The sequence below is a fragment of the Micromonospora luteifusca genome (assembly GCF_016907275.1).
In the GTDB taxonomy this organism is placed as follows: Bacteria; Actinomycetota; Actinomycetes; order Mycobacteriales; family Micromonosporaceae; genus Micromonospora; species Micromonospora luteifusca.
The window spans coordinates 813,745-834,923 of sequence record NZ_JAFBBP010000001.1 but is presented as its reverse complement, the minus strand read 5'-3'; the positions used below and the strand labels follow the sequence as shown (position 1 = coordinate 834,923).

6 protein-coding genes are annotated in these 21,179 nt (G+C 72.7%); 5 read left to right on the top strand and 1 reads right to left on the bottom strand.

Annotation, left to right across the window (positions count from 1 at the left end; genetic code table 11):
* Window positions 1-9 precede the first annotated feature (9 nt).
* The 4 genes from eccCb (at window position 10) to JOD64_RS03480 (ending at window position 6,383) form a co-directional block, all read left to right on the top strand.
* The gene (eccCb, locus tag JOD64_RS03495; RefSeq protein ID WP_204940879.1) at window positions 10-4,080 is read left to right on the top strand and encodes a type VII secretion protein EccCb; all 4,071 of its coding nucleotides are present in this window, start codon (window positions 10-12) and stop codon (window positions 4,078-4,080) included.
* Between the two features lie 171 nt (window positions 4,081-4,251).
* Window positions 4,252-4,569 carry a WXG100 family type VII secretion target gene (locus JOD64_RS03490; protein WP_204940878.1) on the top strand — a complete coding sequence of 106 codons (318 nt, stop codon included), beginning with the start codon at window positions 4,252-4,254 and terminating at the stop codon, window positions 4,567-4,569.
* A 115-nt stretch (window positions 4,570-4,684) separates the two neighbouring features.
* Entirely contained in the window at window positions 4,685-4,996 is a 312-nt protein-coding gene (locus JOD64_RS03485) for a WXG100 family type VII secretion target (RefSeq protein WP_204940877.1), read from the top strand.
* A gap of 4 nt (window positions 4,997-5,000) precedes the next feature.
* The gene (locus JOD64_RS03480) at window positions 5,001-6,383 is read left to right on the top strand and encodes an EsaB/YukD family protein (RefSeq protein WP_204940876.1); all 1,383 of its coding nucleotides are present in this window, start codon (window positions 5,001-5,003) and stop codon (window positions 6,381-6,383) included.
* Between the two features lie 107 nt (window positions 6,384-6,490).
* On the opposite strand, the gene JOD64_RS03475 is transcribed toward JOD64_RS03480, so the two are convergent.
* Window positions 6,491-7,126, bottom strand: coding sequence for a hypothetical protein (locus JOD64_RS03475; protein ID WP_204940875.1), 636 nt, complete (start codon window positions 7,124-7,126; stop codon window positions 6,491-6,493).
* Window positions 7,127-7,337: 211 nt separating this feature from the next.
* Here JOD64_RS03475 and JOD64_RS03470 point away from each other — a divergent pair, with 211 nt between their 5' ends.
* A complete protein-coding gene (locus JOD64_RS03470) occupies window positions 7,338-21,173 on the top strand; it encodes a hypothetical protein (RefSeq protein WP_204940874.1) in 13,836 nt (4,611 codons plus the stop codon).
* The last annotated feature ends 6 nt before the right edge of the window (window positions 21,174-21,179 follow it).

Sequence of the window (21,179 nt, the reverse complement as noted above, 5' to 3'; positions counted from 1 at the left end):
GAGCAACTGGTGTCCCGCATCTCGTTCCACCGTCCGGCCCGGTTCGCGCCGCCGCCGGCCCCCGCCGACAAAGTGGTCCTGCCGGCGCCGCCGGAGGTCAAGCAGAGCAACGCCGGCCTGCTCACCCTGCTGCTGCCGCTGCTGAGCAGCCTCGGCATCGCGGCCTACATGGTCTCGTACGGCCGACCCATGCTGATCGCCCTCGCGATCATCTTCGCGGTGGTGTCGTTCGCCGCCACGATCGCGTCGCGGGTGCAGAACAAACACAACGAGCGCCGGTCGCTGCTACGCCAGCGGGCCCGGTACCGCGCGCTGCTGATGGACGTACGGACCAGCGCCCGGCAGGTCGCCTCGACGCAGCGCATGCTGGGCGCCTGGGCGCACCCGGAGCCGGACCGGTTGCTGGCGATCGCCAACAACGGCCGCCGGGTGTGGGAACGGCGGCAGTCCGACCCGGACTTCCTCCACGTCCGCATCGGCCTGGGCGACGCCGAGCTGTCGACACCGATGCAGATCGGCACCCGGCTGGACCCGCTCGCCGACTACGACTGGGACTCCATGCGGTCCGCCCGCCGGCTCGTGGACTCGCTGGGCAAGGTCGGCCGGCAGCCCATCCCCGTCGACCTCGGCTCGGCGGGCGTGGTCAGCCTCGTCGGGGCGCCGGACGACGTGGCGGCCCTCGGCCGGGCGATGCTCTGCCAGCTCGGCGTCATGCACGCCCCCGACGACGTGCTGGTGGCGGTCGAGACGCCCGATGGCGCGGCATGGGAGTGGGCGAAGTGGCTGCCGCACACGTTTGAACCCGAGTCCCGGCGCCGGGCGGGGGCGATCCCGTTGATCGCTACCCAGCCCGGTGGCTTGGCCGACTTCCTGGAGCGCGAGCTGCGCCGACGCGCGGAGCAGCTCGCCGCGCGGCGGGTCCAGGCGAGCTTCGACCGCGGCGCGGCCCCGCAGCAGCAGCGGCTCGTCGTGCTGTTCACCGCGTTCGACCCGGTGTCGGAGTGGGGGCGTTCGCCGCTGCTGCGTTCGCTGCTGGAGGCCGCCGGACCGCAGCTCGGCATCACGCTGGTCTTCCTTGGTCAGCGGGAGGTCGACGAACCGGGCCGCGTCGACCTGCGGGTGACCATCGCCGAGGACGGCGGGCTGAAACTCACCGGCCGGACCGGTGCCGGCGCGGCGGCCGGCGAGAACTCGTCGGCCGACCTGCTCAGCCCGGCCATGGCGGAACTCATCGCCCGCGCCCTCACCCCGCTCATGCTCACCGACGAGCAGGAGCAGGTGCTCGCCCGGACGGTGTCGATGCTGGAGACGCTGCTCAGCGGGCGCGGTGTGGACGGCGTGCTCAGCTCGCTCTGGGACGGCATGACCCCCGAGCGGTTGTTGAAGGTGCCGATCGGCACGGACGGCGACGGGCACGCCGTCGTACTGGACATCAAGGAGTCGGCGCAGGGCGGTTCCGGGCCGCACGGGCTCATCGTGGGCGCCACCGGCTCCGGCAAGAGCGAGCTGCTGCGTACGCTGGTCGCCGGCCTCGCGGTCACCCACCCGCCGGAGCTGCTCAGCCTGGTCGTGGTCGACTTCAAGGGTGGCGCCACGTTCGCGCCGCTCGCCGAGCTGCCGCACGTGGCAGGAATGATCACAAACCTGGCCGACGACGCGGCGTTGATCGACCGGGTACGGTCGGCGCTGGTCGGCGAGCAGCAGCACCGGCAGCAGTTGCTGCGGGCCGCCGGCAACGTCGACTCGATCCGCGACTATCACCGCAAACGCGCACTCGGTGAGCCCGGCCCGAACGGCGAGCCGCTGGAGCCGATGCCCTACCTGCTCATCATCATCGACGAGTTCGCCGAGCTGCTCTCCGCCTATCACGAGTTCGTCGACCTGTTCGTTCAGATCGGACGCGTCGGCCGCAGCCTCGGCATGCATCTCCTGTTCTCCACCCAGCGGCTGGAGGAGGGCCGACTGCGCGGGTTGGACTCGCACCTGTCGTACCGGATCTGCCTGCGTACGTTCAGCGCGCAGGAGAGCCGCACCGTCATCGGCACCACGGACGCGTACCGGCTGCCGCCGATTCCGGGCTCGGCGTACTTCAAGGTGGACGAGTCGATCTACCGGCGGTTCCGGGTGGCGCATGTCTCCTCGCCGTTCGTCGCGCCCGAGGAACGCGCACAGGAGCCGCCAGCCTCCATCGTGCCGTATGACCTGCGCGGGCTCGGGCGGGCGGACCTGTCCGAGGAGGAGCCCCGGGAGAAGTCGGTCGTCGCCACGGACGGTCCCACCGAGCTGGGTGTCATCGTCGATCGGCTCAAGAGCCTCGGCACCCCCGCGCGGCAGGTGTGGCTCCCGCCGCTGCCGCGCGCCGTACCGCTCGACTCGCTGCTCGGACCGGTCGCCGTCGAGTCCGGGCGCGGGCTGTCGGCGAACATGTGGCCGGTCGCGGGCCAACTACGGATCCCGATCGGCGTAGTCGACCTGCCGTCGCAGCAGGCGCAGGAGCCGCTGCTGGTCGAGTTCGGCGGACCGCACGGCAACCTCGCCGTGGTCGGGGCGCCGCGCTCCGGCCGCAGCACGCTGCTGCGCAGCCTCATCCTGTCGACCATCCTCACCCACACGCCGGCCGAGGCGCAGTTCTACTGCATCGACTTCGGCGGCGAGACACTCCACCCCCTCGCCGCCGCCCCGCACGTCGGCGGTGTGGCCGGCCGGATGGACCACGAGATGGTGGGCCGGATACTGGCCGACACCCGCGCGCTCATCGTCGGCCGGGAGAGGTTGTTCCGCGAACTCGGCATCGACTCGGTCGACGAGTTCCGGGCGCGGCGCGACTCGGGGCGGTTGCCGGACGGGCTGCGCGCTGCGGACGTCTTCCTCGTCGTCGACAACTGGGGCGCGCTGCGTACCGAAATCGAGAACCTGGATCCGATCCTCACCGAGATCGCCTCCCGGGGCCTCGGCGTCGGCGTTCACCTGGTGCTCACCACGAACCGGTGGGTGGAGATTCGTCCGCCGCTGCGCGAGAGCATCGGCACCCGACTGGAGCTGCGGCTCAACGACTACAACGAGTCGGACATCAACCGTCGCATGGCGCAGGCCATGCCGGCGGGACTGCCGGGCCGGCTGCTCTGCCCGCCCGGCGTGTACGGCCAGGTGGTGCTGCCGCGCGTCGACGGCCGGGACACCGACGAGGGGCTGCGCGAGGCCCAGCAGGACATCCTGGCGAAGGTGGGCCCCGCCTGGCTCGCCCGGCCGGCGCCCGCGGTCCGAATGCTGCCCGAGCGGATCCACCGGCACGAGCTGAGCGCCGACGGCGAAGCGCCGTCAGCGGTGCCGATCGGTATCGGCGAGCCGGAGATCGCGCCGGTCAGCCTCGACCTCGTCGCGGACGACCCGCACTTCCTGGTCCTCGGCGACACGGGCGCGGGCAAGAGCGTGTTCCTCCGGACCTGGCTGCGGAACCTGATCGACCGACAGACCGGCTGGGAGGCGCGGGTCGTGCTGGTCGACTACCGGCGGTCGCTGCTCGGCATCGTGCCGGCGAGCCACCTCGGCGCGTACGGCGCGGACGCGCAGACGACCCGCGCCTACGCGCAGCAGGTCGCCGAGAAGCTGCGGGAGCGGATGCCGCCGCCGACCGTCACGGCCGAGGAACTGCGGGCACGCAGCTGGTGGGAGGGGCCGGAGATCTATCTCGTCGTCGACGACTACGACCTCGTCGGCGGCGGGGCTCAGTCGCCGCTCCAGCCCCTGGTCGAGTTCATTCCGCACGCCCGCGACATCGGCTTCCACGTCGTGCTCGCCCGCCGCGTCTCCGGCAGCGGCCGGACCCAGGTGGGCGACGCGCTCTACGGCCGGGTCAAGGAACTCGGCGGCGGCGGGCTCATCCTCTCCGGCGATCCGCGCGAGGGCGCGCTGCTCGGGACCGAGAAGGCAGCGTCGCGCGTGCCCGGGCGTGGGGCCCTGGTACGCCGAGGGCTCCCCACCCGGATGGTCCAGGTCGCGCTCGACGAGCCCGACGACGATCCGCCTGCGACCACCGACTCTCCGGCGGCCGCGTCGACCGCCTCGCCAAGCGCGCCGTGACCCGGCTCGTGGGCGGGGCCGGGACCGGCGGGGACACCGGAATCAGTCACTGTCGCGGTCCCCGCCCCGGCTGCGATGCTGCCCCCGTCCGGGTCGGTCCTTACCGGACGGAAAAGCCGGCCAGCCCGGTAGACCAGCCCGTTCGGGCCACCCAGAACAGAGGAGGACGTCGTGCCGTTCGGCGTAACACCGGAATACATCGCCACCGCGGCGATCGACTGCGATACGACCGCGTCCGAGATCGAACAGAGTCTCACGGCCGTACGGCAATACGTCGTCTCCCTGCGTGACGAGTGGGAGGGCGTCGCCGCCCAGAACTTCGACTCGGTCATGCACGACTTCGACGTGTTCGGCACGATGCTGCACAACGCTTTGCTCAACATCGGGGCCGGCCTGCGCGGCAACTTCAACAACTACGTCGACGTCGAGGACTTCGCGGCGGGCAACCTGGTCACGGTCAACAACGAGATCCCCGGCGTCTATCTGTGACGTCGGCTGCGGCCAACGTCGCCGGCCTGGTGCCGGCTTCGGCCAACGTCGCCGGCCTGGTGCCGGCTTCGGCCAACGTCGCCGGCACCATGCCGGCCCCGGAAGGAGCCCTGTCATGCCCGACATCTACAACACCCCGCTGAAGGTCCCCGAGTCCCTCGGGGGTGCCGCCCCGTACATCAACGGCGTCGCGGGAGAGATCATCGACCAGCTCGTCATGCTGGAGAGCAAGCTATCGCCGATCTCCACCACCTGGACCGGTGAGTCGGCCACGTTCTTCGAGGACCAGCGTCTGGCGTGGAACGTGGCCTCGGACGGGCTCTTCGGCCCGGAAGGGGTGCTGGGCATGATCGCACACGCGCTCCGGGTGAACTACGACAACTACACCGAGGCCGAGCTCGCCAACACCCAGACGTGGAGGCACTGACTAGATGTCCGACCAGCGCAGCCTGGTGACCGTCGTCGGCTCCCGGCGGCGGGTCGACGTCGCCCTGCCCGCCGGAGCCCCCGTCGGAGAGTACGCGTCCCGCCTCGCGGACCTCTGTGGCCAGGACAGTCATGACGTTTTTCCGCCCGCGTGGTCCCTCGCCCCCGCGACCGCGGCACCGCTGGCGCTGGAGCACTCCCTGGCCGACGCCGGGATCGCCGACGGTGCGGTGCTGTACCTGGTCGACGTCGCCGGCGATCCCGGCGGCGAGCCGGCCATCGAGGACATCGAGGAACTCGTCGCCGACGAGACCGCCGGGTACCGTCGGCGCGAGTCGCCGCGTGGTCTCGTCGTCATCGCGTTCGCCCTGGCCTGGCTGGCCGCGGCCGGTCTTCTCCTGCTGCGGCTCGACGCCGGGGTCACGGCGGCCATCGCACTGACCGCCGCAGCACTGGTGCTGCTGGGCGCCTCCTGGGCGGTACGGCAGCGGCGTTCGGCCGTGCCGCCCGCGATGTGCCTGATCATGTCCCTGACGGCGGCACTGTGCCTGGCCTCGGCCGGGGGGCTGTTGGCCTCCATGATGGACGCCGCCCTGTGGTGGGTCGGGCTGGTGGTCGGCGCGAACGTCGGCGTGGTGATGGCGCTGGCCACCACGCCCGAGATCATCCTGTTCGCGGTCGAGCTGCAGCTCCTGGTCGGCACGCTCCTGCTGCCGCTGTTCCTCGCGCTGCGGGTGAGTGCCGCCGAGGCGGCGGCGGCGGTCACGGTCGCCGCGGTCGCGCTGCTCGGCGGCTCGAAGTGGATCGCCGGCAGTATCTCGGCGTGGGCCTCCCAGCCGCCGAAGCCGAAGCCGGGCGCGCCCATCGCACAGGCGGTCACCATGCTGCTGGTCCGCGCCCGGCGGATCCTCGCCGTGGTCATCGCGGGTCCGGTGCTCGCGCTCGCCGTCGCGCTGCCGGTGCTGGCGGTCTCCGGTGGCTGGTGGGGTATCGCGTTGGCCGCCGTCGCCAGCGCGGGGCTGCTCATCCGGACCAAGCAGGCGGGCTTCGCCAGCGAGGCCGTCATGCTCGGCGCGGGCGGCTTCATTGGTCTGTTCGCGGTGCTCGCCGCGCTCGCCGACCGGTTGGGTGGGCAGGGCCTCACGGCGCTCGTCCTCACGGCCGGCGGGCTGGTGGTGCTCGGCACCGGCCTGACCCTCACGCTGGTCCAGCTACCGCTCACCGACGCGACCAGGGACGTCTCGCTGGGCGGCGCCGCCGCGGCCGGACGCCGGTCGGCCGTCGACATCGTCGGAATGCTCTGTGGCCTCGCGGTCGCGCCGCTGGCCATGGGCCTCTACGGCGTGTACAGCGAGCTGAGCGCGATGGGGCGCGGCCTGGTCGACTGACGCGTCCGAACCTGGCGACAAGCCCGGCGGTCCGGGTCCCGACCACCCGGGCCGCCGTCGTGGGTGAGTCTGCCCGACCCGCCGACGACGGCACCCTGTCGACGGCGCTAGATGATGGGTTTGAGTGGCGGCGGGTCGGGGAACTTCGCGCCGTAGTCCACGTTGGCGTAGATCTGGCCGGCGTTGTCGACGGTCAGCGCGTACTGACCGACCAGATGGATCACGTCGGCGCACGCCAACAGCAGGTTGTCCATGTACGTATTGATCTGGGTGACCTGTGCCGGACTGGCCCCATAGTAGTTGTCGTCGTAGTCGTCGGGCGCGGGTTGCGGTGCCTGCTGGCCGCTGACCATGTACGGGAAGTAGCTGTCCTGCTCGCCGTTGTACGGGTTGCCGTCCCCTTCGATCTGGTCTTCGTCCGTCACGGAGAAGATCCAGTTTTTGCGGGCCTCGACGTAGCTCTTGAAGTCGTTGTAGTCCTTCACCTGCCCGTCGAGCTCGCTCAGCATCGCGATCACCCGGTCCTCGATGTCGCCGGTGCTGACCTCGAACGCCTTGACGTCCGGGACGGCCTCCGGCGGCTTGGCACCGGCGTCCGGCGCTACCGGATCCTGCACCTCGATCTTCGGGCCCGAGTACCACTGGGGCGACGCGCTCGTATCCCGTTCCCAGGTTGTCTGGATGCTCAGCGTCGGCGGTGCCACGTCCGCCGGCGGGGGTGTGATCTTGGCTGGATCCGCCATCCGGAACCTCCCTTCGGGTAGACCCTTCTCGTCGCGGGACTGTCCGACCACCGGTCCGGTCGTCCGCTGATCCCGCATCGTCACCGTCGCGCGTAGGGACCCCGCCGGCAACGTCCCTTTTCCGGGACCGGTGGGCGGACGAACGTGGATCTTCTCGGTCGCCGTCGGTCGCCGTACCGTCGCCACGGGTCCGTGAAACGGGGGTGGGGGCGTGGGCGATGCGTCACCGAACCATCCCGATCCCGACAAAATCGATGAACTCGCGAATCGCTGGAAGGCGTACGGCGATCGGCTCGCCGAGCTGAAGAAGGCCACCGGCCAGGCCCGGGACATCACCTGGACCGGAGAGACCGCCATCCAGTCGGATCGCGTGGCCGGTCAGATCGACCAGCGAATCACCGACATGGTGAACGCGTGCACGTCCATGTCCGAGTCGCTGCACGACATGGCCAACGGGGTCCGTGACGCGATCAAGCAGAAGAAGGCCGGGGAGCTCATAAGCATCATCATGGGCATCCTCGGGGCGGCGGGGATCCTGTTCCTGGCCGCCGTTGGCCCGCTCGCCAGCGCGTTGGCGAACATGGCCCGGCTCGCCTGGATGGCGACGGCCTTCAACGCCATCATGCGGGCGATGAACGTCGTTGGCGACCTGATCGCGTCATTGATCACCTACGTTCCCGTGATCAGGGGCGCGGCGAGCGCCATCGGCTCGATCGTCAACGGCATCGTCTGGGCGGCCGGCATCAGCTTCGGTGTCCAGGCTGGCGTGAGCGTTGGCATGGGCGTGCCCTTCCAGCCGGATCCGGGAATGGAGGTCCTCAACATCCTGATGGGCGGGGCGGCGGGACTGGCATTCGGTGGCAACAAGCCGATTGCACGCATCAGCAAGGGCGGCGAGTGGTTCGGCAAGGTGAACTTCGACCTGCCGAACATCAACGACCTGACGGGCGGGTTGCGCTTCGGCGGTCCCAGGCCGGACCCGTCCGGCCGAGCACGTACGTCCGGCGGGGACAGTTCGACAAGTGTTCCGCCCGTGCGCCTGACCGACCAGCCGGGGCCACCGCGCGTCGGGGCGGGCGCCTCCGGCACGCCGCCACCCCCGGTCCGCACGACGACGGCGGACATCGAGTCGAGCACCAACCTCCACCGGCCCGGCGACTATCCCTCGGGCCACTTCGAGTCCGCGACGGGCGGCACCGAGGGCGTCGGTACCACCGGGCCGCCGCCGGTCCCTGCGCCAAGGACCCGAATCTCCGGCGGTGGTCCCGGCGGACACGGCCGCCCGGACCAGGCGGTCGGCGACGGCCCGGTGGCTTCGCCCAGGCCCGACACCGCCGTAAACGGGCCCCCGGCGCGGACGGGGCAGGCGCCCGGCACGCCACCGCCGGCCCGCCCCGTCGGCGACGGTCGCGCGCCCGTCGAGTCGACGGCCTCCACCTCCGGGCTCCGGCCGGCGAACCTGGACGCCCGGCCTCACACGCCGGCTCGCATCGGTGCCGAGTCCATCCCAACGCAACCCGGTCCCGGTCGTCTCGGGGCGGGCACGAGCACTCCGACCGGGCCCGGTGGTCCGGGCGAGCCGCCCCCCTCGCTCGGCCGGGGTCCGCAGGGTTCGTTGGCTTCGTCGGGCATTGGGAACCCGCCCGGGTCGTCGCCGGATTCCCACCATGTCACCTCGCCGCGCCCCGGCACGAGCACCGGGCCCGAGGCCGCCGAGCCGCGCCCCGGTCGCTCCGCGTCGGGTGCGAGCGCGGCGACCGGGCCGGAGGCGCCATTGGCCGACGCGCCCCGTCCGTTCCAGCGGGGGCAGAGCGACGTTGGGCGCCTGGACCACGAGTCGGCCAGGGACCCGATCACGACACGGGCGGACCTCGGCGCCGGTACGCGGCGCCCGCCCGCGCATCCGTCGACGGAAGCGGGCTCGTCGGCGGGCGTGCCCGAAACCGGCGAGCGTTCGCTGCCCGCATCCCGGCCCGGCACTCCCGTGGGCCGGCCGGTCGTTCCGGGCGACGGGCCGGCCGTTTCGAGCGAGCGACCGGCCGTTTCCAGCGAGCGGGCGGGCGGACCCGCGCCGTCGAGGGACGGCGGGCGGCCGGATGGCGTCGCCGTGTCGCGGGACGGCGGACGGGCAGGCCCGGTCGGTGCGGGTGGCACGCACACCGCCCCACCGGCCGCCGCCGTCAGGCCCGGGCCCGGCAGCGGAGAGCCCGGTGGGCGTCCGGCGGTGGAGGCATCGTCGCGCGATTTGACCGCACCCGCCCACCGGGGGGCCGGCGGCACGGACGCTCCGGCCCAGCCGGCAACCACCGGCCGGCCGGGCGGGCCGCGCACCGGAGAATGGTCCCCGGACCGTGCCGCCCAGGAGGGCCCGCTCGGCGACAACGGGCCGTCGGCTCGACCCGTCGACGGCGCCGACGAGGTCGTCACCACGCTCGACGACCTGCTCGGACGGTTGCGTGCCCGCGGGCTCGACCCGGCCGGCCAGTTCGACGCGGTGGCAGGGGAGTGGACCCGCGACGCGCGACGCGGCGGCCAGCCGCACCACGTACCGAACCGGGAGCTGGCCAGGGCCCGGGCGGACCACGGCGCGGCGATCGAGCGGGACCTGGCCGGCCTCTTCGAGGGGCCGCGCGGCGCGCGTACCGGGGCGGCGCCACACGGTACGTCCCCGCCGGAGCGGCCGGTGACGGTCTCGGCCGCGGCCGAGGTCGTACGCGGGCACGCCACCGCCCTGCGCGACCGCCTGTCGTCGGAGGCGGCGCGTCATCAAGCCCTGGATCAGCTGAGCCTCGACGCGGCGGCCCTGGGCCGCAGACACCGGGCGGATCATCCGGACGCGCTCTCCGTCGATGGGTACCGGCGCATCGCCGACGACCTCAGGACCGAGCTGGGCGAGGCAGTCCGGCAGGGGCACGGGCCGCTGGGGGAGCACGTTCGCGCACGTACCGGCGACGGTGGTGTGGACTCGGAATTGCGGGCGGCGCAGCGGCGGATCCTCGACGAGTATCCAGCCCGGATCGACCGCGAGGTGCGCATCGAGCGGGAGTTCCGGGCCATCGAGCGGGAACTCGACGGGTACGCGACGGCGCGCGGCGGGTCGGCGGTGCCGGGCAAGCAGCTGTTCGACAGCTTCCGCCAGCAGGTCGTGAACGCCGAGCGGGCGGGCCTGGCCGACCAACTGCCCGCGATCCGGGAGAACATCCGACACGATCTCGACCGGCTCCTGGGCCTCGAACCGTGGGCGGACGCGCAGGTCGCCGCCTTCCGGCGGGAGAACGCCCACCGCGCCGAGGCCCCGGCCGACCCGGCGCGACCACGGCCGTCGGCGGCTGGCCCGGACCAGGCCCGTGGCGACCACGCGGGCGGCATCCGACCGCTGCCCGAGCACACCGTGTTCGTACGCCCGCCCGAGCGGGATAGGGCGGCACCGGAACACGGCGAGGGGTCCCGCAAACCTGGCGTGATGACGTCGCGTGACCTGCCGGCGGTCGTCGAGCGGGACTGGCCGGCGAACTGGTACTGGCGCGCGGTCGAAGACCGGTTTGCCACCAAGTGGTACCTGCTCAAGGACCTGAACGGGCGGTTCCTCGACGTCGGCGACAGCCCGCCCATCGTGCCCGTGGAAGAGCCCACCGGCCCTGGCACCCACGAATTCCCGGCCCAGATCCACATCGTGGACGGAGACGGCTGGGTGCGGCTGCCCGGCGGTGCCACCGCCGGACGGCACGCCGGCGGTGACCCGACGAACCCACCGGACCGCTGGATGCGACTGCCCGAGCCCAAGGCCCGGCCGGTAGGGGACGGACCGGCGGACGGTCCGCAGGGCGACGCCTACTACTGGGAGCGATACAAGGTCAGTTTCAGCGTCCGGGCCTCGGGACCGGATGGCAAGCCGCTCGGGCTGACCAACGACGACGGTTACCGGCTGGGTGTGCCGGAACCGAAGCCGAGCGGTAGCGATTCCGGCCGCACCGGGGGTACGCAGGGCGGCAACTTTCCCGGCGAGGGTCGCACCCTGGGCGGTGACTTCCCCGGCGACGGCCGCACCCTGGGCGGCGACTCCCCCGGCGACGGCCGCACCTCGGGTCGTACGCCGGACGGGCGCGGGAACCAGCCGGCCGGTGCGAAGGGCGGTCTGGCCAACGCGGCGAGCGATTTCGTCCCGTTCGCCAGCCGGGGCAGGCCGGAGGTGCCGCACGGCTCCCCGGCGGGCGGGCGGGGCCCTGGGGTGGGAGCGGACGGCCGGGTGGCGAGGGAGACAGTCGGAGGGTCACCCTGGTCTGGACCGGGCCGGCGCGTGGACGGCAGCCCGGCGGAGAGCGCCGCCCCGGCCGACGTACCCGTGTCGCAAGCTGGCATCACGCGGGCCAGGCCCCCAGCGGGTACGCCCAAGCCGCCGGCTGAGCTGGCCGAGCCGTCGAGTGGCGGGTCGCGTCGGATGGGTGGTCCGGCCGAGGCCGGTGGGGTAGCGCCGAGGCGGCCGGAGGTCTCGGGGTCCAGGACGACGACCGAGCGCCCGGACCGGTTCTGGGAGCCCACCGTCGACAACCCGGGCTGGTCCAGCACGGCCCGGCATCGGCCCGCCACGGCTGGGGACCAGCCGCCGGCCGGAGCACCGGAGCAGCGGCAAGCGGGACAACGCGCCGTGGACCGAGCGGCGAGCGATTCGGCCGAGGTGGCTGCCGTGCGCGAGCGGCGGGCCGCCGCTCTGGAGCGCGTGATCGCGGCGAGTTCCTCGGTGCGGACTGGCCCGCCGGTGGCGGAGGTACCGGCGGCCGTGCAGGAGGCGGGCGGCCGTGCAGGGGACCGGCTGCCAGCCGGAGCACCGGAGCAGCGGCCGGCGGGACAACGCGCCGTGGACCGAGTGCCGAGCGATTCGGCCGAGGTGGCTGCCGTGCGCGAGCGGCGGGCCGCCGCTCTGGAGCGCGTGATCGCGGCGAGTTCCTCGGTGCGGACTGGCCCGCCGGTGGCGGAGGTACCGGCGGCCGTGCAGGAGGCGGGCGGCCGTGCAGGGGACCGGCTGCCGGGACAACGCGCTGTGGACCGAGTGCCGAGCGATCCGGCCGAGGTGGCTGCCGTGCGCGAGCGGCGGGCCGCCGCTCTGGAGCGCGTGATCGCGGCTCGTTCCTCGGTGCGGACCGGCCCGCCGGTGGCGGAGGTATCGGCCGACGTACAGGCGGCGGGCGGCCGTGCGGTGGATCGGCCGGCGGGACAACGCGCTGTGGACCGAGCGCCGAGCGATCCAGCCGAGCTGGCCGCCGTGCGCGAACGGCGGGCCGCCGCCCTGGAGAGAGCGATCGCCGCCGCCGTGGACAGGACCCCTGTCACCGACGGAACCGCTGCCGGTGGCACGCCAGCGGCAACCGGCCGTTCCGGCGAGGCGTACCAGCTGAGCCGGGAGGCGTTGGCGGCCCGAGTCGAGAAACTGCTGGAGGAGCTTTCCGGTTCGAGGGGGCGCGAGGCCGCGACACTGCGGGCCGAGCTGCGTCGACTGCGAATGTGGTTGGACTTCCGGTCAGGGACGGCGACGGCCGCCGAGGCGCGGATCCTGACCGGGGGAGGTCTCGGCAGTCGCCTGCACCCGCGGGAGCGGGGCGAGGTGGTGCTGGCGTACCGGGCCTTCGCGGCGCGGGCGGAGGCCCGGCTGAACCGGCTGCTGGCCGACGCGGTCGGCCGCCCGGACGAGCTTCTTTCCGACGCCGGACGCGCGATCCGCCGGGCGGACATCGACGAGCTGCGGTCGCAACTGAACCGCATCGGCGAGGGGGAAAATCCCTACGGCCTGCCGGAGCATGGTGTTCGGAACGGTCGGGTCACCGGACGCTGGAGCCTGATCACCGAGGCGGACCGGTTGCGTCTCGCCCGGCTCGGCGGACCGTTGACCGCGCGAGAGGACGCGATTCTCGCCGGTCTCGGCGTGGGCTTCGGCGAACCGCCCGAATTCCGCTATCGGATCGTCCGCAACGCCCGCGTCTGGGCCCGGCAGGCGGCGGCGACGCAGCGGCTCTGGCAGGAGCGGCTGGAGGCTCGGCTGAGCGCGGTGGCCGACGGGCACGGGCTCGCGAGGGTCCGGGCCGGGTGGGTCTACTACCGGGGCGAGGCACCCGTGGCATCCCCGACCGCCATGGATCGGGTCGAGCCTCGACCCGGCCATGAGCTGCTGCTGATCGATCCGTCGGTGACCGACTACGCCGTCATCCGGGCGTACGTCTCCCACCTGGAGACGCTGACCGACGACGTGCAGCTGGTCCGGCTTCCGGGTGGCGGGCCACGGCTGACCCCGGCCGAGGCGGCGGATCTCGCCACCTCGTTGTTGCGCGGCACCCGCGGCGTGCTGTCCATCCCGAATCGGCGGCTGGATGACGACCCGCCGCATGACGGGCCATTCGTGCCGGTGGACGCAGCGGGTCGCCATACCCTGCGTCCGCTGCACCACTCGTACCTGGTCTATCCCGATACCGCGCCGGAGGGCACGCCGTACGACCTGGGCAAGACCCCACGGTCCGACCAGTTCGCGCTCGGCGTGGACGACGACGACTGGGTCGTCGGGGAGGCCCGGCGGGGCGACGCCGCCGACGAACCGGCGGTCGCGTGGTTCCGGCCGGCATCGCTCGATCCGGCTGTCACCGCCCCGGCGCTGCCGTTCAATGCGGCCACGGGGACCGGCCCGGGAATCATCGTCGGGGTGCCCGGCCTGCCGGTACCCGACGGGGTGAACCGCCGCATCGAGGCGATCCTCGACCTGATGGCGCCCGAGAGACGCCCCTGGGTGGCCCGGCACGGCGTCGGCTCCCGGCCGCGCATTCCGGTAGCGGTGCCCGTCGGCGCCGGGCTCTTCCTCCTGCCGAACGTGGCGGATGCCGATCAGGTCATGTCTGACTACGTCACGGCGGTCCACCTGCGACAGGGCCTCCAGGATGGCCGCCCCGGACCGATACTGGTGGTGCCCGGGCCGGTGGACCCGGAGCGGCAGACCGTCGGCGTCCTCGGCGGCCCGATGCCGGTGGCGGAGCTGTCGGAGGCGGTGGCCGGGCTGGACGGCCCGGTCACGGTGGTGCTCACCGATCCGCGTGCCGCCGTGCCCGGCCCCGCCGGACAGTCCATGGCCGAGCTGCTCGCCGACGGTCCGGCCGCCCTGGTCGCCGCGCCGGACCCCGCGGAGGCCGGTCAGTGGTACGAGCACAGCGCCGTCGCCACGACCCGCCGGTTCGCCATGGGACCAGGGTCGACGGCCACTGGCCGGCCACCGATGACGCCCGCCCAGCACGCCGCCCTGCGCGCCGCCGGTCGGGCCGTCCCCGCCACGCTGCCCGGTGCGGTTCCTACCGCCGCCGGGGAGCCGCTCGACGGCGACGGGCTGGTCCGCTCGCTGCTGTCCCTCGCGGGCGACGCGATCCGGGCCGCCATCGAAGCCGAGAGCCCGCCGAGCAGCGGCGACCGGACGCCGAGCGTCGAGACCCGGACGCCAACTGTCGAGACGATCCGCCAGCATCTCGCCGACTTCTTCGCCCGCGACTTCGCGGCGCGTCCTGGGCACTACGCGGCCTTCGGCATCGACGCCAGGCGGGCCGAGGAGGTACGCCGCGACCTGCCGAAGCCCGGCCACACCGGGGGCGTCGCCGGGCAGATCGCCCTGCAGGTGGCGGTGCTCGCCTTCGGGCTGAACATCGCGCTGCTGCACCCCGACGGCAGCCTCGCCAATCACGGCGAGTCGACGGAAGACCTCAAGATCCTCATCCAGGTGGGCGACGGCGACCGTACGGGATACCTGCCCGGCGTACCGGTGGACCGACCGCACCCGCCGACGGCGACCGTCGGCGCCGAGTTCCACCTCGATTCCGCCGAGCCCCGCGTGGTCGAGGTGGACACGGACCTGTGGGAACCGCTGCCCGGGACCCTGGACCGGCCGATCCCATGGGAGTTCACGCCACCGGAGGGCCCAGACGGCCGCCCGTTGCTGCGTCGCACGTCGGGCAGCGGTGAACGGACGCTGGTTCGCTACCACCTGTCGGCGACGCCGCAGCAGTGGACGGTACGGCGTCGGCTGCGCCTGCGGGCCGGCCCGGGGGTCGGACCGGTCGAGCTGGCGGAGGTCCGGCGGGCCGCCGAAGCCGGGGTGCGGCGGTACTTCAACGCGCCCGGGCACCGGCTCGACGTGGACGGCGGGACGCCGCTGCTCCGCGTCGAGCTGGACTTCGACTCGCCGGATCCGCACCAGGTGATCGAGGTGGTGGCCGGAGGTCTGAGGGGGATGACCCAGGACCGCTGGCCGGTCGGGGCGCCGGAGGAGGCGTACGCGCACGAGGTCGGGCACGGGCTGGGCCTGTGGCATCCGGCGCCGGAGAACCTGCCGCCGCCCGACGGCGGCGACGACCGGCGGCGCTGGCGGCGTCAACCGCCGGCCGCCGGCCTGATGGGCACGGGGACCGGTCACGGGGTGACGCCCGAGGAACTCGCGCGGTTCGTCGCCGTGGCGTCGCCGTACGTGGGGTCGACGACCCCGAACGTCTCGGCGCCCCGGTTCCAGCCAGCCGATCCCCTCGATGCCCGCGACCGGACCCCCGCACTGCTGGGCTCGGAAGAGGAGTTCGACGGGTACTGGATCACCTGGGCGGACGGTCGGCCGCCGGATGGCGAGAGGAGAACGGTCGGCACGCGGGATGGCATGCGCCTCGACGCCGACGGCAACATGGGCGTGATCGCGGAGATCGTGGCGTGGAAGCCGTGGCTCGTTCTCGACGACGAGCGGATCGGGGCCGATCCCGAGACGAGCTACCGCGAATTCGACGCGATGGTGCGGGACCTCGGCGCGGTAACCCAGAGGATGCCGGTCGGCGAGGCGTTTCCTGGACTCAACGTCCAACATGACGCGTTCATCGAGCCCGCCAGGGGAAACCTGGCCTACATACAGCACACCGAGGGCATTCCGCTGGAGGGCATGTACTGGCATTACGAGGAACTGCTGAAGTTTTCAGGAAGAACGGAGGTTTACCTATCCTACGCCGGGCAGGAGATGCTGCGGGAGGGCATGCAGTTCGGGCGATGGCTGGCGGCACTGTTCAACGGCGGATCAGCGCCGGACCTGGCGAGGGTCTCCCCTGCGGTGACGCTGGCCGGGTACGCCACACTCCTTTACACGGTGGGTGCCGCGGTCGCGATGGGTCACTACCAGCACGCAAAGCCGGGGCTCAAGAACTACCTGCTGTGGGCTCCCCGGACCCGGCTCTCGGGAATCTTCAAGGCCCTGCCAGAGGAGTTGCGGAGCTTCCTGGAGGCGTACGCGCCGCTGATCCGCAATGAGTTCGCAGCGACGTTTAGCGTGGACCGCTCCTGGTTCCTTCACGGGGTCGACCTGCTGAACGGAGAGTTGCCCGGCAAGCCGTTCACCGTCGGGCAGTTGCTGGACAACGGGCTTCTGCGTGACCCGGAGAAGCCGCTCACTCCGCTTGAGGCGCTGCACATTCGTACCTTCATGGAGGAGGTGGACACCAACGAGGGGCACCTGCGGCACGCCGCACTGGTCGTGGGCGAATACCGCATGCTCGGAGAAGCCGTGATGCCGGCGAACGTCGCGCGCGATCCGATGGAGTTGCGGCGGCATCACGGCTGGCTGAACGGTGTGGCGCGGCGGACGTACCAGCGGGTGGTGGCTACCCGTACGGCCATCGGCGACGGCTCCCCGCCGATCGATCTCACCGAGGCGGTGGCGAACCTTCAGCGGCAGCTGGCAACGGCCGAGTCGCCACCGGGCGAGGCGGCGAACCGGCTGGCGGTGATCCGGAGCGGAGAGCTGATGCTGCTGAGGCGGCTGCTGTCCCGCCCGGATCGGGTGGACCTGTCGGAGCTGGCCGTGGTCTTGAGGCCCCTGCCCATGCGGGACCGCGCGGAGGCGGCGCGGGCGGTGGTGGAGGGCGTCCACATCCGGCTGGACTCGACGGTTCGGGCCGCGGTGCGGCGGGTGGACGCCAGCCGGCTCGGACTGACCGACGAGGCGATCGAACAGGTGCGGCAGTGGTTTCCCAACGCCAAGGTCCAGCCGGATGGCGGGCGGAGCCCACTGCCGGAACTGCGGTGGGCGCAGCCCAGCGACCGCTTCGCCGGCGCGAACACGGCTCCGGTTCGGGTGGACGTCGAAGGCCTGCTGGGGCGGTTGGCCGAGCTGGAACGGGACGCCGGCGAGGCGGCGGTGCTGTGGCGGGACGCCCGCGTACCCGCCGACCCGGGCGCCGGTGTCACCCGGGAACAGGCGTTGCGCGACGTCGCGTACCTGACGGCGGCGGTGTTCGGCGTCGACTTCTCGACCCGGGACCTGGCCGCGATGAACCGGTTGCTGTCGGCGCTGGGCGGCGGACGCCGGGTGGTCCACTGGCGCGATCTGGAGCGCGCGATCGGCAGCGTGCGAGGCGACGATCCGGATCGGCCGACGGCTGTACGCCCACAGGAGGTCGAACTGTGGATCGCAGCGGTTGCGGAGCTGAATCGGGACGATGCCGGGCCTGACGAACTGCGCCGGCAGGTCATGGGCGTGGACGAGCCCAGCGGCACGGCCGCCGCCGCGCTGGCGCAGCGGTGGCCAGGGGAGCACCAACTGCTGTCGGCGGTGTTGCGGGTGCACGCGGCCGTTCGCGCTGCCGGCATGGCCCCGCCCTCGCACGTGACCGAGGCCATCGAGCTGATCCTGTCGGTCGAGTGGGATGGGATGGACTGGCTGGCAGACAAGGACTTCCCGCTGCTCCTGATGTGGGCCCAGCGACTGGCGGCGGCGCCGGAGATATCGCTCGACGACCTCGTCGCCGCGTACCGCCAGTTCGAAGCGTGGGTGGACAAGCTGGCCTCCGTCGATCCGATCGAGGTCGACGACGGCGTGTGGTGGTTGGCCGGGACCGGCCCGGTCCAGCCAAACCTGCCCGACCCCGTCGACGGGGGACTGATGGTCGCCTATCCGGCCGACGGTGATCTGATGCCGCTGTCACACGCCGGTTCTGCGGCACGGTGGGAGGTGCCTACCGGCTCCGCGCTGCTGCTGGTTCATATCGGTTTGTTGATCCGGGCCAAAGCCGAGCGGGGCAGCGCCAGCGACTACGGTGTGGTGCGTCGCACGGTGCCGGTGCGGCTGGTCCCCGTGGTCACCGGTCAGGTGAGCGAGGAGCGGATCGCGGCCCTGCGGACGGACCTGGCCGAGATCGAGGAGCGGCTTGGCTGGGGCGTCTCGCTGGGCGAGCCGGTTCCGGCAGCCGTTTCCCACCCGGTGCCGGGACCTGACGCGGGCAGGAACGTCGCCGGGCAGCGGTCGCTCGAGGCACCGGTCATCGTGGTGATGGACGTCGACGAGCCCGTCGACCTGCCCGACCCGAGTTCATCTCCGGTTGTGCCGGCCGCAGGCCCCCCGGGCGCCGACGGGCGGGAGCGGCTGGTGCGCCTGTTGCGGTCCAGGATGGATCGCACCGCCCCGGAGCAGGGCCGGCTCGGGCCTGACTACTTCGGGGTACGGGTGCCCCCGCCGCCGCCCGAGTTCCTGAGCGGCGTACGCCTGGCGAGCCTGCCGACGGACCGGTTGGGCGACTTCCTCGACCGGGCCGATCTGGCATGGGGCGACCGACCGGCGACCACGCTGCAGGTGTGGACCAGGCCCGACGGGCTGGAGATGCCGCTGCACCTGCCCATGATCTGGCTGGGCTCTCCGCTGGGGCGCGACGACGGCCACCGCGAGCGCTTCGTGGGGAACGCGGCACGGATGGCGGGCCAGCTGGCGCCGTTCGGCGTGGTTACCACCCTGTGGATCAGCGAGCCGCCGACGCAGGAGATGATCCGCTGGGCGGGGGATGCCGGAATTCGGCTGATCTTGGTGGACGAGGTGTTCCATCGGGACGAGCCGATGCGGTCCGACCAGTTCTACCGCTCGGCGATGGCGAAGCAGATCCCGGAGGGGTTCGCGGAGGCTGCCGACATCCTGCGCTGGGAGATCCTCCTACGGTTCGGCGGCCTCTACACCGACGGCGACAACCAGGTCCGCGACGATGACCCGGTGGCCCTGCTCGCCGAGCTGCGGGAGCTGTTCGACCGCCACGGCTGGGCGGTGCATCGCGACGTCGACGGCGAGACGTACGGCAACTCCGCCATCATGGCCGCCCGAAACCATCCGGTGACCGCGACCTTCCTGGAGCTGATCGAGCTCAACTACCGGCAGCCGCAGCGCACGATGATGAAGGACGTCTGGATCCTGTTCGGCGGGAGGGAAGCGGCCCAGGACATCGCCAGCACCAGGGCAATGGACGTGCGCCGTCGGTCGGTCTACTGGCGTACGGGGCCGCAGACCCTGTGGCAGCTCCGCTGGGCGGTCCGTGACCGTCTCGATTCCGCGCTCACCGGCGGCGGGAATCTCCCGCACCTGGACCGGTTGACGATGGGGTCGGCGAAGAGCTGGATCAGCGGAAGCGTCCTGACGCCGGTCCGCCGCTTCACCGCCGACGAGGAGCCGCAGGTGCTCTACCGGCTGGCCGCGAGGCTGGTTCGGGACCTGTACAACCGGGAGGGAGACCTGCGGCTGACCGAGGCCGCGGCGGTGGTCAACGGCTTCGCCGATCCGGACAACGTGTGGCGGGCGTTGTTCGACGTTCTCCTCGGCGAGCCGAGGCTGCGCGACCGGCTGACCAGCGTCACGGACCGCATCCTGCTCTTCGGCGGAGAAGGCGGTCCGCGCCTGGAAATCGTGCGGCTGCCCGACGATGTGCTGACGCGCCTGGGGCTGTCGCACGACGAGTCTGCCGGGGAACCGGCGGGGGACTGGCGACTCGGTGAGCTGATGCGCCCCGTACGCCTCTCCGGCGGCCCCGCCCAGGCCAATCCCGGGACCGAGGACCTTTCGCGGAGTGGGCAGCCGCCTCGGCCAAACACGTCGGGTCGGCGGCCCCGCCTGCCCCGGCGTGCCACGGTCGAGCAGGTGTTGGTCCTGGTGGGGCCGAGGCCGGATGAGGGCTTTCTGGCTCCGGTCGCCGCCGCCGCGCGACGGCTGGCCGCGGCGCGTACGGGGACGGCTTCGGGCGGGGACGCGGTCACCTGGTCCGAGTCCCCCGTGGTCGTGGTCGGCCGGGGCGCCGGACCGGTTCAGGCCAGGCGGATCCGGGGCGATCTGAACGGCGCCCTTGAGGCGTACTACGAGCTGGGCGTACGGCCGGTGGTCGTCTTCGCCGGCGAACCCGCCGAGGGCGACCATGCGCTGCTCGCGCGGTACGGCGTGCCGCTCGTACGGCGGATCGCCGACGAGACGCCCTCGGCAGCCGGTGCCGGCGCGCTCGTGCTGCGCGGCCTCGACTGGCTCTGGGAGGTGCGCCTCCCGGAGCCCGCCGAGCCCGCGCGGGTCAAGAGCGTCGGTGCCGCTCTGGACCTCGCCGCCGGCACCGGGGTCGGACCCGCGTACGGCGACGTGCTCTCCGCTGAGCTGCACGAGTGGCTGGCGGCGTCGAACTGGACCCGCCGGCGGGAGATCTTCCGGGACCGTCGCGCGGAGCTGCTGCGTCCGGAGAACCAGGCCGCGCTCGACCGGATCCTCCAACGGCACCCCGCCCCGGACCTCGCCGCCGGCACCGATCAGCCGGCCGGGAACAACGCCGGCGTCTACCGGGCGATCCTCAAGATGGCCGAGCAGACCCAGACGGCCCGCTCGTTCGAGTACCTCACCGAGCCGGACCCCCAGACCCGCCGCGAGCGGCTGGTCGCGTGGTTGGGGTCCGGGCCGGACGTGCCCCTGGAACCGCTTGTCGAACTCGCGAACGGCGCGGACGAGGATCCGTCGTACGGCGCGGACGCGGCGGTGCTGGAGGCGCTGAGGATCAGCCTGGGCCGGCCTGCCGGCGCGCGGGGCGACGGGCCCATCATTCCCCCGGAGGCCCGCCGGCTCATCATGAACAACCGGGCGTACCTGCGCGACGGGAACGACGCGACAGAGTGGGCCCGCCACCTGCGCGACCTCTTGAACACCCGGTACCCCGACCGCGGCGCGGAGCTTGGCGAGCTGGCCACGCTGATCATGAGCTGTTACCAGCCGTGACGGGTG